Origin of the sequence: Streptomyces sp. NBC_00178 (assembly GCF_036206005.1) — a bacterium.
Classification (GTDB): Bacteria; Actinomycetota; Actinomycetes; order Streptomycetales; family Streptomycetaceae; genus Streptomyces.
On record NZ_CP108143.1, the window covers coordinates 6,536,456 to 6,549,913 of the forward strand.

Below are 13,458 nucleotides of genomic sequence, written 5' to 3' on the forward strand. Positions count from 1 at the left end.
GGCAGGCCGTCGGCCCTCCCCGCACCGCCGCCCGCCCCGTCGGCACGCACCAACACCCGACCGCCCGACCGCCCGCGCCTGCCCTCGCGGGCAGGCAGCCGGTACGCGCCGGGCGGACAGGCAGCCGGCACGACTCAGGGCGCTGTCGTCACCGCGTCGGTCCGGGTCAGGCGTACCGGCTCGGTTCCGGTCGCACTGTGCCGTTCCGCCCAGTTCTCCAAGGCCGTACGGCATGCGTGGTCCAGGTGGTTCAAGCCGGACAGGTCCAGTGAGATCGGCCGGTCGTCGGGGAGGGCCTCCAGGCTGTCGAGTATCTTCGGCAGGCGCAGGAAGGTGGCGTTGCCGGACAGCCGTGCCCGGATACAGCCGTCGCTGCGGTCGACCACCTCCAACTTGATGTGCGAGGCGTCCCAGGCGGCCTTGGCCACCGAGAGCGCCAGCCCGGTCAGAACCCCCTCGAACATGTTGACCGCCACGATCGCCACGGCGGTGACGACGAGGATCAGCGCCTCGCCCCGGTGCTCGCGCCACAAGGTCGCGATCGCGCGGAGCGGGATCAGCTTCCATCCGGCGTGGATGAGGATGCCGGCCAGGGCCGGCAGCGGGATGAGCTCCAGCGCGGAGGGGAACAGGGCCGCGAAGAGGAGCAGCCAGACGCCGTGCAGCACACGCGAGGCCCTGGTCCGCGCCCCCGCCCGTACGTTGGCCGAACTGCGGACGATCACGGCGGTCATCGGGAGTGCGCCCAGCAGCCCGCACACCGTGTTTCCGGCACCCTGAGCCATCAGCTCCTGGTCGTACCTGGTGCGGGGTCCGTCGTGCAGCCGGTCCACAGCGGCAGCGCTGAACAGGCTCTCGGCCGAGGCGATCAGGGTGAACGCGGCAATGGTTCCCAGCAGCCCGAACACGGCGGCCCCGCCGAACTCGCCGAAACCGGGGAGCCGGACGGCGTCGAGCACGCCCTGGACGCGCACGGTTGCGACGGGCAGGTCGAACACCAGCGTGGCCACCGTGGCCAGGGCGACCGCGGCGAGGGCGCCCGGAACGGCACGCACCCGCTTCGGCGTCCTGGTCCACGCCACCACCAGGACGATGGTCCCGGCACCCATCGTCAGGGAGATGAGCGCGGTCGTGCTGGACAGCGCCTCCGCGAGCATGCCGGGAAGTCCGGCGATCTTGCCGGTCCCGGTGCGCGGTGCCGCGATGCCCGCCGCGGCGTAGAGCTGGCCGGCGATGAGGACCAGCCCGATGCCCGCCAGCATGCCCTCCACCACCGAGACCGAGATGGCGCGGAACCAGCGGCCGAGCTGCATCGCGCCCATGGCGAGCTGGAGCAGTCCCGTCGCGAGCACGATGGCGCCGAGTGCGGCCAGTCCGAACGACTGCACCGCCTCGAAGACGAGCACGGTCAGCCCGGCGGCGGGACCCGAGACCTGCAGACTGCTGCCGCGCATGACGCCGGTGACGAGCCCGCCCACGATGCCGGTGATCAGCCCCAGCTCGGCGGGGACCCCGGAGGCCACGGCCACTCCCACACACAGCGGCAGCGCGACGAGGAAGACGACGACGGACGCGGCGAAGTCCTGCCGCAGGTAGGGGAATTTCGTTCCACGGTCCATGGCGGCCCTCATCCCGTGCGGCGGGGCGCCGGGCGGACGCCACCGGGCGGGCGGGCCCAGGTGGCGGTGTCGCTGGAGCGTGGGACCTCTGAGGTGGATCGATCGACGAGACGTTGCATACCAGTGGTTCCTCCTGGCGCGCCGAAGGACGGCACGTCGGTGTACGTACGAACTGTGGCTCGGGAGGGCCGGGAGACACGGCTCCGCGCCCGCACGTCACGGGGGACGCCGGAAGGAGCGGGTTCTTCGAGGGCCTCGGGGTCAGCTCAGCAGCGGAACACTTGGAGTACGTGCGAGGAGTGCGCGGTCGAGGATCTGGAGGTGTGCTGCGCGTTGCCCATCGCCGCGACGGCGGCAGGGGCGAGCAGGCCGGCGGTGTCGTCCGCTACGGCGGACCGTGCCGGTGTGTCGACGGCGGATGCGGTGGTGGACCGATGGCGGTCCCGGTGGCGCAGAAGGCCGTTCGGCTCACCCCGGCGATCGGGTGCGCCGCACGTGCCGTATTCCCTGTCGCTCTTCTCGCGAGTCGTTTCCGGGACCCGGTCCACCGTAATTCCCGGAGCGGAGACGTGGGTATGGAGCCCGGATGAACCGGAGAGCGGGAGCTGCGGTGCGAGAAGGAGGCTCATAAGGAGAGCGAGTACGAACCGGACTCCCGTTGTCCGCACTGTTCTCCTCCTTCCTTACTCCGAAGACTCCATCCTTGCTTCGTGACGCTAACAGGCCGAAGCCCATTTGGAGTTAACCCCTTGCGAAGAGTCCGGAAGTCGCCGCGCGAACGTGTCGGCATGCGCGCCGGGGTGCCGATGGCCTGCGGAAGTACCACCTGCCGCGCCCTCGTCCCGAGGCCACGCGTGAGACCGGCGGTGATGTCCGTGGCCACTGAATCCGGAGGTGTGTGCGGAATGCGAATAATTCGTACACCGGTTCGGTGGAGTGTGGGAGGCGAGGGGCGTGAAATGGCGGAAACGGAATGCGGCCCGGCGGCCCGGACGGTACGGCACCGAATTATTCGTCGAATATCGGCCGCAAGTCCGGGTGCTTTGGCTGGAAATGCGTGTCGGTGCGCGTCGGTGACTGCCGTCGGTGCCTCCCGTCGGTGGCATCCGCTTCCGCCGGTGCCGCGATGGGGCCGACGCGAACGGACCGGCGCGATGGGACCGTGGAGTCCCGCGCCCCGGCACCGGACGCCGGCCCTGTGGGATGCTGGGCGGGTGAACCTGGAGGACCTCGTCCGGCTCCGCCGGGCCCGTGACCGGATGGACCGTGACTACGCGGACCCACTGGACGTGCCCGCCCTCGCGCGCACGGCACTGATGTCGCCCGGACACTTCTCCCGCAGCTTCCGGGCCGCCTACGGGGAGACGCCGTACAGCTACCTGATGACGCGCAGGATCGAGCGGGCCAAAGCGCTGCTCCGGCGGGGCGACCTGTCGGTGACGGACGTCTGCTTCGCGGTCGGATGTACGTCGCTGGGATCGTTCAGCTCCCGGTTCACCGAACTCGTCGGCGAGAGCCCCAGCGCCTACCGGGCGCGCGACCACGTCGACGGCGCCGCCATCCCGGCCTGCGTCGCCAAGATCCACACGCGACCGGTCAGGAATGGAGAAGCAATACCCGACCCCCGCCCGTAGCGTGACGTGCATGGACATCAAGCTCTCGCAGTGCTTCATCGCCGTCGACGACCACGACAAGGCACTCGCCTTCTACCGGGACGTTCTCGGCCTGGAGGTGCGCAACGACGTCGGGTTCGAGGGAATGCGCTGGGTGACCGTCGGCCCGCCGTCCCAGCCCGGCGTCGAGATCGTCCTCGAGCCGCCGCTCGCGGACCCCAACGCGTCGGCCGCCGACAAGGAGGTCATGGCGGAACTCCTGGCCAAGGGCCTGCTCCGCGGTGTCATCTTCAGCACCGACGACGTCGACGCCACTTTCGAGCGGATCCGCGCCGCCGGCGCCGACGTGCTCCAGGAACCGATCGACCAGCCGTACGGCGTCCGCGACTGCGCCTTCCGCGACCCCGCGGGCAACATGCTGCGCTTCAACCAGCCCCGCGAGCGGTGATCCCTGGCCCCGCGAGGGGGCGGACGCTACGCTGCCGGGCCTGAACGGACCCGGCCTGCGCCCCCGCGCACTCCGGCCGTCCCGGGAAGGGGACGCGCACAATCGGACCTGCCGTCCCCGGTGCGAGGGCCTCGCGCCGGGGACGGGGCAATACCTGCGGAGGCCGTTGCCACGGCCCGCGTGACGGATGGAGACAGGAAGAGCATGGCCAAGAGGACGGGCACGCCCGCGCCCGAGCTGGACGCCGCCGACAGCCACGATCTGATCCGTGTGCACGGCGCGCGGGTGAACAACCTCCAGGACGTCAGCGTCGACCTCCCGAAGCGGCGGCTGACGGTCTTCACCGGGGTCTCCGGGTCCGGTAAGAGCTCCCTGGTGTTCGGCACCATCGCCGCCGAGTCGCAGCGGCTGATCAACGAGACCTACAGCGCCTTCGTGCAGGGTTTCATGCCGACGCTCGGACGCCCCGACGTCGATGTGCTGGACGGACTGACGACCGCGATCACCGTCGACCAGCAGCGGATGGGCGCGGACCCCCGCTCCACGGTCGGCACCGCGACGGACGCCAACGCGATGCTGCGCATCCTCTTCAGCCGTCTCGGCAAGCCGCACATCGGACCGCCCAGCGCCTACGCCTTCAACGTCCCGTCGGTCCGGGCGAGCGGTGCGATCACCGTCGAACGCGGGGCGAAGAAGGCCGTGAAGGCGACCTTCAACCGGACCGGCGGCATGTGCCCACGCTGCGAGGGCCGGGGCACGGTCTCCGACATCGACCTGAGCCAGCTCTACGACGACTCGAAGTCGCTCGCCGACGGTGCCTTCACCATCCCCGGCTGGAAGTCGGACAGCTTCTGGACCGTACGGGTCTACGCCGAGTCGGGCCTCCTCGACCCGGACAAGCCGATCCGCAGGTTCACGAAGAAGGAGATGCACGACTTCCTCCACCACGAGCCGGTCAAGGTGAAGGTCGAAGGGGTCAACCTCACCTACGAAGGGCTCATCCCCAAGATCCAGAAGTCGTTCCTGTCCAAGGACAAGGAAGCGATGCAGCCGCACATCCGCGCGTTCGTGGAGAGGGCGGTCACGTTCACCACCTGCCCGGAGTGCGACGGGACACGGCTCAGCGAGGGAGCCCGGTCGTCGAAGATCGAGCGGATCAGCATCGCCGACGCGTGCGCCATGCAGATCAGCGACCTGGCGGAGTGGGTCCGCGGCCTGGACGACCCGTCGGTGGCTCCCCTGCTCGCCGCGCTGATCCGGACCCTCGACTCCTTCGTGGAGATCGGGCTCGGCTACCTCTCGCTCGACCGGCCGGCGGGCACGCTGTCGGGCGGCGAGGCGCAGCGCGTCAAGATGATCCGTCACCTCGGGTCCTCGCTCACCGACGTCACCTACGTCTTCGACGAACCCACCATCGGGCTGCACCCCCACGACATCCAGCGGATGAACAACCTGCTCCTGCGCCTGAGGGACAAGGGCAACACGGTCCTGGTCGTGGAGCACAAGCCGGAGACGATCGCGATCGCCGACCATGTCGTCGACCTCGGTCCCGGTGCCGGTTCGCAGGGCGGCACCATCTGCTTCGAGGGGACTGTCGAGGAACTGCGCGCAGGGGACACCGTCACCGGCCGTCACTTCGACGACCGGTCCGCCCTCAAGGAGACGGTACGCAAGCCCACCGGCGCACTGGAGATCCGCGGCGCGACGGCCCACAACCTCCAGGACGTCGACGTCGACATCCCCCTGGGCGTGCTGGTCGTCGTCACAGGCGTGGCCGGCTCGGGAAAGAGCTCCCTCGTGCACGGGTCCATCCCGGCGGGGGAGGACGTCGTGTCCGTCGACCAGAGCCCGATCAAGGGATCGAGGCGGAGCAACCCGGCGACGTACACCGGACTCCTCGACCCGATCCGCAAGGCGTTCGCCAAGGTCAACGGCGTCAAGCCGGCGTTGTTCAGCGCCAACTCGGAGGGGGCCTGCCCCACGTGCAACGGGGCCGGGGTCACCTACACCGACCTCGCGATGATGGCCGGTGTGGCCACCGTCTGCGAGGAGTGCGAGGGCAAGCGGTTCCAGGCGTCGGTGCTCGACTACCACCTCGGCGGACGTGACATCAGCGAGGTGCTCGCGATGTCGGTCGCCGAGGCGGCCGAATTCTTCGGGGCGGGGGACGCCCACACCCCGGCCGCCCACCGTATCCTCGGCAGACTCGCGGACGTCGGACTCGGATACCTCCGCCTCGGCCAGCCGCTCACCACGCTGTCCGGCGGCGAGCGCCAGCGGCTCAAGCTGGCGACGCACATGGGCGACAAGGGCGGCGTGTACGTCCTCGACGAACCCACCACCGGCCTCCACCTCGCCGACGTCGAGCAGTTGCTCGGTCTCCTCGACCGGCTCGTCGACTCCGGGAAGTCGGTCATCGTGGTCGAGCACCACCAAGCGGTGATGGCCCACGCCGACTGGATCATCGACCTGGGCCCCGGGGCCGGACACGACGGCGGGCGGATCGTCTTCGAGGGCACCCCGGCCGACCTGGCCGCCGAACGCTCCACCCTGACCGGCGAGCACCTCGCGGCCTATGTGAAGGCCTGACGGCCGAGCCGGGCCGCACCGTGCCGAGGCACGGCCGCGACCTGCCGAGGGGTCCGGGACCGTACGGTCCCGGACCCCCGACACACATGGGCCATTCGCAGGTGCTGCTCTCCCCGCACCAGAGCCGGGACGGCGACACCGCCTATTCCAGCTCGACCGAATCGGTCGCCGCGAAACTGCGCGGCACGGGCGTGAAGATGGTCGCCCGCTACAACAACCTCATGGGCGGCTGGCCGTACGTCTGGAAGGGCGTCGACGACTGGATGGGCAAGGTCGACAGCGCCACCCGCTCCATCCAGAAGTACAAGGACGTCCTGCACTCCGTCGCCCCGCTCAACGAACCCGACAACAAGCTCGGCCCGCAGGCCGGCAGCCCGTTCATGACCGACCCCCGCGTGCCCGGTGGCACCTACGATGCCAAGGTCGAGTGGCTGTGGACGGAGACCGTCCGGCGGATCCGTGCCATCGACCCGTCGGTGAAGGTCATGGGTACCGACTACGAGCACTACAACCCCTGGGAGGCCGCGGACCGGCAGCCCCGGATGCGCGCCTTCCTCGTCAACGCGAAGAACACGGGGACGCTGCCGGACATCATCGAGTGGCACAGCCTGGGCCCCAGTCCCGGTGACGTGCCGGAGTCCCTGACCCGCTACTACAGGCCGCTGGCGAAGGAGGTCGGAATCTCCCCGCGACCTGTGATGATCGAGGAGTACGGCCCGGGCAACGGGGAGTTCGAAGGGGTGCCGGGCATCATGATCAAGCACTGGGCCGAGTTCGCCCGCTACGGGGTCGACTTCGCGGCCATGGGCACCTACACCAATCCCGGGCTGCTCGGGAACACCCTGCGCCGTACCTCGGACGGGCTGCGGCCCAACGGTGGCTGGTTCACCATGAACTGGTTCCGCGAGATGCGGGGGCTCAGCTCGCGGTCAGCCGCTGGGACACCCGCCACTACCAGGCGTCCGACGGCGTGGCCTCGTGGGACCCGGCCGCGCGCACGGTGACGTTCCTGGCGGGCGGGGAAGACGGTGACGTCGACGTGGGGCAGCTCGGGCTCGCGGCCCGTGGCCTCGGGCCGCAGGTCAGAGTGCGGGTCGACTGCGCCCTGTGGACCACGGACCCGCTCGCGGCCGACCGCAGGGCGGACCGCGCGGGCGATCCGCGGAGCGCCCCGTACAACGTCTACGACAAGGTGCTCACCCTGGACGGAGGAGGCCACCTGACCGTACCGATCCGCCGGATGGAGCGCCTCAACGGCTACCGGATCACGGTCCAGCCCGTCTCGGCGCCCGCCGTGTACGCCGGCAAGTACGAGGCCGAGGCCGTGAGGGGTACCAACACCGTGTCCCATCTGGGAAGCGACACGGCCCTCGCCTCCGGGCGCGGCTACGTGGGAGGGATCGACCGCCCCACCAGCGCGGTGGAGTTCTCGGTCGACGCGCCCAGGGCGGGGGCGTATCTGCTGGACGTCGGATACGCCAACAGCCTGGCGGGCGCCGCCGACCACGTCGTCACCGTCGACGGTACCGAGGCCGGGCGCATCGACTACCCGACGACCGGGGCGTGGCTCGGCACCGCAGAGCAGGACGCCGTGGCGAAGGTCGCCACGGTGCGGGTCACCCTGCGCGAGGGCACGAACCACGTGCGACTCTCGCGGGGGCAGGGCTACGCCGAGCTCGACTGGGCAGCACTGCGCGCTGCCTGACGTCGTTTCAGGTGTTCGGGCAACCGGTTCGACGAGCCGGGCGAGGGGAGCGGTTGCCCCCGCCCGGCCGGCTCGCGCGACAGGGCGTGGTGTCGCACGAGCGTGGACGTGGCCTCGTGCGCAGCCTCGTGAACAGTCGGGGGCGGGCGCGTGGCGTCGCAGATATTGACATGCTCAGAACTAATCTCGATGCTGATACCGCACTCTTCCATCGATGTAAAAGTCGGGGTCGGCACGGTGTCGCGTCTGACGGCGTCCCGTCCCGACCCCGGCACGTCCTGCCCGGACGCCGCCCCCGGCTCCTGGGGCGGGAGTCCGCCCGGCGCCCATGAGGCGGCCGCCAACCAGGGAACGAGGCCATGAAACTCTCCCGCTTTCTCTCCGGCGTCACGGCACTCGCGCTGTCGGCCGTCGCCGCCACCGTGATGTCCGTGTCGTCCGCCGAACCGGCGCGTGCCGACCAGACCGGTCTCCGGGCCGCCGATCCGAGTGTCCTCAGGGTGGGCGGCACCTACGTCTCGGTGCAGTCGACCGGGGGCGGCATCGCCGTACGGCAGGCGTCGTCCACCGGGGGGCTCGCCTCGGCCCCCGCGCGGCAGGTCTGGTCGGACACGCGCAACCTCGGCGAGGTCTGGGCGCCGGAGATCGTGGTCGACGGCGGTCGCTACTACGTCTACTTCTCGGCCGGCCGGGGATCCGCCCACCGGATGTACGTGATCAGCTCCGGTGCCCCCGACAGCGGCTACACCGCCGAGACGAAACTGGCGCTGCCCGACGACAAATGGGCCATCGACGGGAGCCTGTTCACCTTCAACGGCCAGCGCTGGTTCGTCTGGTCCGGGTGGGCCGGTGACACGAACGTCGAGCAGAATCTCTACGTCGCGCGCATGAGCAGCCCGACGACGCCGACGGGTGGGCGCTCCGTCATCTCGCAGCCGCGCGAGAGCTGGGAGAGGGTCGTCGGCAATCCGTTCATCAACGAGGGCCCCGAGCCCGTCAAGGACCCCGACGGCCGACTGCACATCGTCTACTCCGCCAACGGCAGCTGGAGCGACCAGTACTGCCTGGCCGATCTGCGGCTGCGGGCGGGAGGGGACCCGGCATACGTCTGGGACTGGTACAAGTCCAACGGATGCCTGTTCGGCTCCAACCGCGCGACGATGATGGCCGGCTGGGACCCCACCCTGCACGTCAACGGCCCCGGGCATCACAGCTTCGTCCTGCTCAACGGTGACATCGACACGAGCCCGCCCGCCGGCCCGAAGTTCCCGTCCATGTTCCACGCGGTGCCGAAGGGGACCCCGTACACCTGGGAGAACCGCTACTGGTACACCGGCACGTTCGCCTGGTGGGGCAACACCACCTACAGCCGGGCCAACGTCCCCGGACCGAACACGAACACCGGCTGGAGCCTCAAGTTCTTCGAATGAGAGGACGGGTCTCCCGGGCGGGCCGGCCGGAGGAGTCCCGGTCCGCCGGCCGCGCTTCGGCCCCCGGCCGTACGGGTCAGGGGCGGGCCGGCACGCGCAGCGCGAGAAACGCGGTGTCGTCGCTGGCCCAGCCGCCGTGATGGGCGGCCAGCGCCGCGGTGAGCCTGTCCACGGTGGCACCGGCATCCAGGCCGTGCGTGCCGGCAAGCGTCCGGGCGAGGTCGGCGTCGTCGAACATCGGCTGCGCCGGCCCGGCCACGCGCGGCGGACGGGCCTCGCAGGCGCCGTCGGTGTACAGGAGCAGCAGGTCGCCGGGTGCCAGGCGGAAGCGGACGTCGGTCAGGGACAGTTCGTCGAGGACGCCCAGGAGGGAACCGGGAGTGCCGAGCTGCACGACACGTCCGTCCGCGCGGCGTACGAGAGCGGGCGGATGACCCGCCAGCGCGAGCCGTCCCGCGAGACCGGCGGGGGTGAGACGGAAGGTGGTGTAGACGGCAGTGAGGAAGCGCTCCGCTTTCTGCTCCCGCATGGCGGTGTTCAGCCGTCGCAGGAGTCCGGCCGGTGACGCGTGGGCGTCGGCGTCCGCGCGCACGGTGTATCTGGCCATCGCCGTCACCTGCGCGGCCTCGACACCCTTGCCGCACACGTCGCCCAGCACGGCTCCGAAGTGGGCACCGCGGGTGCGGAAGAGGTCGTAGAAGTCGCCCCCCACCTCGACGTGCTCCCCGGCACTCTGGGAGGCGGGGAGATAGGCGGCCGCGGTCTCGAGCCCCGGAACGGGGCGCAGCGCGGGAGGGAGCATGCCCTGCTGGAGGGTGTGCGCGAGATCGGCGGAGACCCGGTGGGCCTTCTGCGAGGCGGCCAGCGACTGGCGCAGGTGGATCTCGGCGGACACCGAGCGGGCCAGGGTCGCGAGTGTGGTCAGGTCCGAGGCCGACCAGGTGCGGGGGGCGTCGTCGATGACGCAGAAGCTGCCGAGGACTTCGCCACCGGGACCCCGCAGCGGATACCCGGCCCAGGCGCCGATCTCCATCGGTGCGACCGAGGGGTGATCGCGCGTACGGGGGCGGCGGCCGCGTCGTCGACGACGAATGGCTCGCCGGCCAAGCCGACCAGGTAGCAGCAGAAGCTCTCGTGCACGGGGTTCTGCCGGTCGGCCACGTCCGTGAGGTCCACGCCGACGCAGGACTTCCAGAACGAGCGGTCGGCGTCGACCAGGGTGACGAAGGCCCGACCGGCTCCGGTGATCCGCGCCGCGAGCGCGGCCAGGTCCTCGAAGACGTCCTCCGGGCCCGTGTCCAGCAGGCCGGTGGCCTCCACCGCCATCAGCCGGAACGGATCGGACAGGGCTGCCGGCAGTCCGTCCGCACGCAGTCCGCCCGCGAACTCCATCACTGCCGCCATTGCCCCGCCCCTCCACGATCTGCTCTCCCGAGCCGGCGAAGCCGATCACGGCGCGCACCTGCGGTCACGCCCGCGCACGGGTGGCCGACGTGCCCCGGTGACGCCGCACAGGCGTCACCGCGTTGTCTCCTCCGCTCCGGGGAGTCGGAGGGCACGCGGCCCCATCGTACGTGTGTGCGGGTGCCGGCCCTGTCGATGGGGAGGCGGGCCGCCGGGCCTCGCCGCCGGTGCCGGCCCGCCTGCGCACGGGCAGCGCCGGCCGTGGCGCGGGTACGGCCGGACGGGTGAAGCTCGTCGGCCCTGTTCCTGTGCGGAGGGCGCCCGGGGCCGCCCATGTTCCGGCGCCGGTGCGCTTCGGGCCCATGGAGCGGCGCCGTGACGGCGCGGGCGGAGATTTGCCGCGGGAAGCCGCGACTTTGCAGGCTGTCCGTTGCTGATCCCTCGTGCCGGGCAGTCGGTACGGGGACAGCAGCAGTCAGCCGAGGAAAGGAACCGCCCGTGCCCACCGGACTCTCAGACGACCTCAAGAAGCTCATCGACGACACCCCGGTCTTCGCCACCCTGGCCACGATCCAGCCGGACGGCAGTCCTCAGCTGTCGGTCACCTGGCTCGGCCGGGACGGGGACGACCTGCTGGTGTCCACGACGGTCGGCCGCCGGAAGGAGAGGAACCTGCGCGCCGACCCCCGGGTCAGCGTGATGATCAACCCGCCGAACGCGCCCTACACGTACGCCGAGGTGCGCGGGTCGGCCGTGCTGGCCACCGAGGGCGGCCAGGAGCTGATCGACGTGCTCTCGCGGAAGTACACGGGCAAGGCCTACGCCGACTTCAACCCGAACTCGCACGAGGACGCCGAGCGGGTCGTCGTCCGCATCACCCCGCGCAAGGTGGTGGGCTCGATCTGACGCCAACGGCGGCGCGTGCGACATCGCGCCCACGTGTGGCCGGCCGGCGCCGCTCCCGTCCCGTGGGTGAGGGAGCGGCGCCGTCGTCGTACCGGTGGCGCAACGCGCGGCGTGCATCCTGCCCTCTTGCCCGGGGAGTCGGCCGCGCTCTACCTTACTTTTAAGTAAGTTTACTTTCTGGTAAGGAGGTTGTTCCGGTGGCCTATCGGACTGTCATGGTCGGCACGGACGGATCGGAGTCGTCGTTCGCGGCGGTCGAGCGCGCGGCCCGGCTCGCCGCCGTGTGCGAGGCCGAACTCGTCATCGCCTGTGCTTACATGCCCATGCGGGGAACCGAACTGGCCGTGGCTCAGGACCAGCTGGGATCCGAGGCGTACCAAGTAGTGGGCTCGGCGCCCGCCGAGGACACCCTGCGCACCGCCAGGGACCGGGCCCGGGCCCAGGGTGCGACGACGGTGCGGTCGGTCGCGGTGCAGGACGAGCCGGTCGCCGCCCTCGTGCGGACGGCCCGGGAGACCTCGGCCGATCTCCTCGTCGTCGGCAACCGCGGACTGCGCTCCCTCGCGGGGCGCATCCTCGGCTCGGTACCCGCCGACATCGCCAGGAAAGCGGGCCTCGACGTGCTGATCGTGCACACCACATGAGTGCGCCGGAGGACATAACCGCCTCCTCCGCCCCCGGCGAACCGCACCTGACCGTGGAGAAGGTCCTGCTCGGCGGCGGCCGTGTCTGGACGAGGCGGGACATCGTCGAGCGGTCCGGGGTCGGGCCCGGCCGCACGGTGCAGATCTGGCGCGCTCTCGGCTTCCCCGTGGTCGACGACGACGCGAGGGTGTTCACGGACGCCGACGTCGACGCGCTGCGGGCGGGAGAGCGGCTCATCGAGGCGGGACTGATCACCGAGGACAGCGAGACGATGATGGCGCGCGCTCTCGGACACCACCTGTCCCGGCTCGCCGAATGGCAGGTCTTCGCCCTTCGGTCGTGGGTGAACCGTGGCGCCGGCGACCCCGCCGACGGGAGCGCGTGGCTGGAACGCGCCGGGCAGCTGCTGCCGGAGCTGGAACTGCTGCAACGGCATGTGTGGCGCCGGCACCTCGCGGCGTACGCGGGGCAGGTGCTCGAGGCGGAGGGGGACGACGCCTCGGTGGGACATCGGGGTCCCGGACCGGCTGGGCCGGGGGAGGCCCGGCCGGCACCGTCCCACGAGGACGCCGATGTGCGCGACCGGGCGGTGGGCTTCACGGACATGGTCGGCTACACGCGCATGACCCGAGGGCTGGACAGCAGCGCACTCGTCCGGGTTCTCGACCGCTTCGAGAGCCTGACGGGTGATGTGGTCGCCGAAGGGCACGGCCGGGTCGTGAAGACCATCGGCGACGAGGTGCTGTTCGTCTGCGAGTCCGCCTCCACGGCCGCCGACATCGCCCTGGAACTCACCGCGCGCGCCACGGCCGAACCGGGCCTGCCGCAGATGCGGACCGGACTGGCGCACGGCGCCGTCCTCGGCCGCTACGGCGACGTGTACGGCGCGGCGGTGAACGTCGCGGCCCGCCTGACCGCGGTGGCCCGCCCCGGCACGGTGCTGGTGGACACCGCGTTCGCCGGTGAACTCGCCGGGATGACGGAGTACGCGCTCAAGGGACTCCGCCCCGTCTCGGTACGCGGGTACAGCAGGCTGCGCCCGGTGCTGCTGAGGCCGGCGCCGGCCCGCCAGGGCATGCCTGACAAGTGATCAGCTGGT

General features: G+C 71.0%; 10 protein-coding genes and 1 pseudogene. 9 read left to right on the top strand and 2 right to left on the bottom strand.

The window, feature by feature from the left end:
* Positions 1–134: 134 nt before the first annotated feature.
* Positions 135–1,619, bottom strand: a complete 1,485-nt coding sequence (locus tag OHT61_RS28565) for a SulP family inorganic anion transporter (RefSeq protein WP_329042166.1) — start codon at positions 1,617–1,619, stop codon at positions 135–137.
* Between the two features lie 1,214 nt (positions 1,620–2,833).
* Here OHT61_RS28565 and OHT61_RS28570 point away from each other — a divergent pair.
* From OHT61_RS28570 to OHT61_RS28595, 6 genes are all read left to right on the top strand, one after another.
* Positions 2,834–3,253 carry a helix-turn-helix transcriptional regulator gene (locus OHT61_RS28570; RefSeq protein ID WP_329042167.1) on the top strand — a complete coding sequence of 140 codons (420 nt, stop codon included), beginning with the start codon at positions 2,834–2,836 and terminating at the stop codon, positions 3,251–3,253.
* A 10-nt stretch (positions 3,254–3,263) separates the two neighbouring features.
* Positions 3,264–3,680 carry a VOC family protein gene (locus tag OHT61_RS28575; protein WP_329042169.1) on the top strand — a complete coding sequence of 139 codons (417 nt, stop codon included), beginning with the start codon at positions 3,264–3,266 and terminating at the stop codon, positions 3,678–3,680.
* A 204-nt stretch (positions 3,681–3,884) separates the two neighbouring features.
* Positions 3,885–6,269, top strand: coding sequence for an excinuclease ABC subunit UvrA (locus OHT61_RS28580; RefSeq protein ID WP_329042170.1), 2,385 nt, complete (start codon positions 3,885–3,887; stop codon positions 6,267–6,269).
* An 86-nt stretch (positions 6,270–6,355) separates the two neighbouring features.
* Complete coding sequence (locus OHT61_RS28585; protein ID WP_329042171.1) at positions 6,356–7,273, top strand: hypothetical protein; 918 nt, start codon at positions 6,356–6,358, stop codon at positions 7,271–7,273.
* The gene (locus OHT61_RS28590) at positions 7,240–7,974 is read left to right on the top strand and encodes a CBM35 domain-containing protein (RefSeq protein WP_329042172.1); all 735 of its coding nucleotides are present in this window, start codon (positions 7,240–7,242) and stop codon (positions 7,972–7,974) included. Before OHT61_RS28585 ends, OHT61_RS28590 begins: the two co-directional genes overlap by 34 nt.
* 359 nt (positions 7,975–8,333) lie before the next feature.
* Positions 8,334–9,404 carry a glycoside hydrolase family 43 protein gene (locus OHT61_RS28595; protein WP_329042173.1) on the top strand — a complete coding sequence of 357 codons (1,071 nt, stop codon included), beginning with the start codon at positions 8,334–8,336 and terminating at the stop codon, positions 9,402–9,404.
* A gap of 76 nt (positions 9,405–9,480) precedes the next feature.
* Here the strand turns inward: OHT61_RS28595 and OHT61_RS28600 are convergent.
* Positions 9,481–10,808: pseudogene (locus tag OHT61_RS28600) on the bottom strand (PP2C family protein-serine/threonine phosphatase).
* A 498-nt stretch (positions 10,809–11,306) separates the two neighbouring features.
* Between OHT61_RS28600 and OHT61_RS28605 the strand changes: the two are divergent.
* The 3 genes from OHT61_RS28605 to OHT61_RS28615 all read left to right on the top strand — a co-directional run bounded on the left by OHT61_RS28605 (position 11,307) and on the right by OHT61_RS28615 (position 13,449).
* Positions 11,307–11,714, top strand: a complete 408-nt coding sequence (locus OHT61_RS28605) for a PPOX class F420-dependent oxidoreductase (protein WP_329042174.1) — start codon at positions 11,307–11,309, stop codon at positions 11,712–11,714.
* A gap of 215 nt (positions 11,715–11,929) precedes the next feature.
* Positions 11,930–12,358, top strand: a complete 429-nt coding sequence (locus OHT61_RS28610; protein WP_329043414.1) for a universal stress protein — start codon at positions 11,930–11,932, stop codon at positions 12,356–12,358.
* Entirely contained in the window at positions 12,355–13,449 is a 1,095-nt protein-coding gene (locus OHT61_RS28615; protein WP_329042176.1) for an adenylate/guanylate cyclase domain-containing protein, read from the top strand. The genes OHT61_RS28610 and OHT61_RS28615 overlap by 4 nt, the downstream gene beginning before the upstream one ends.
* Positions 13,450–13,458: the final 9 nt, after the last annotated feature.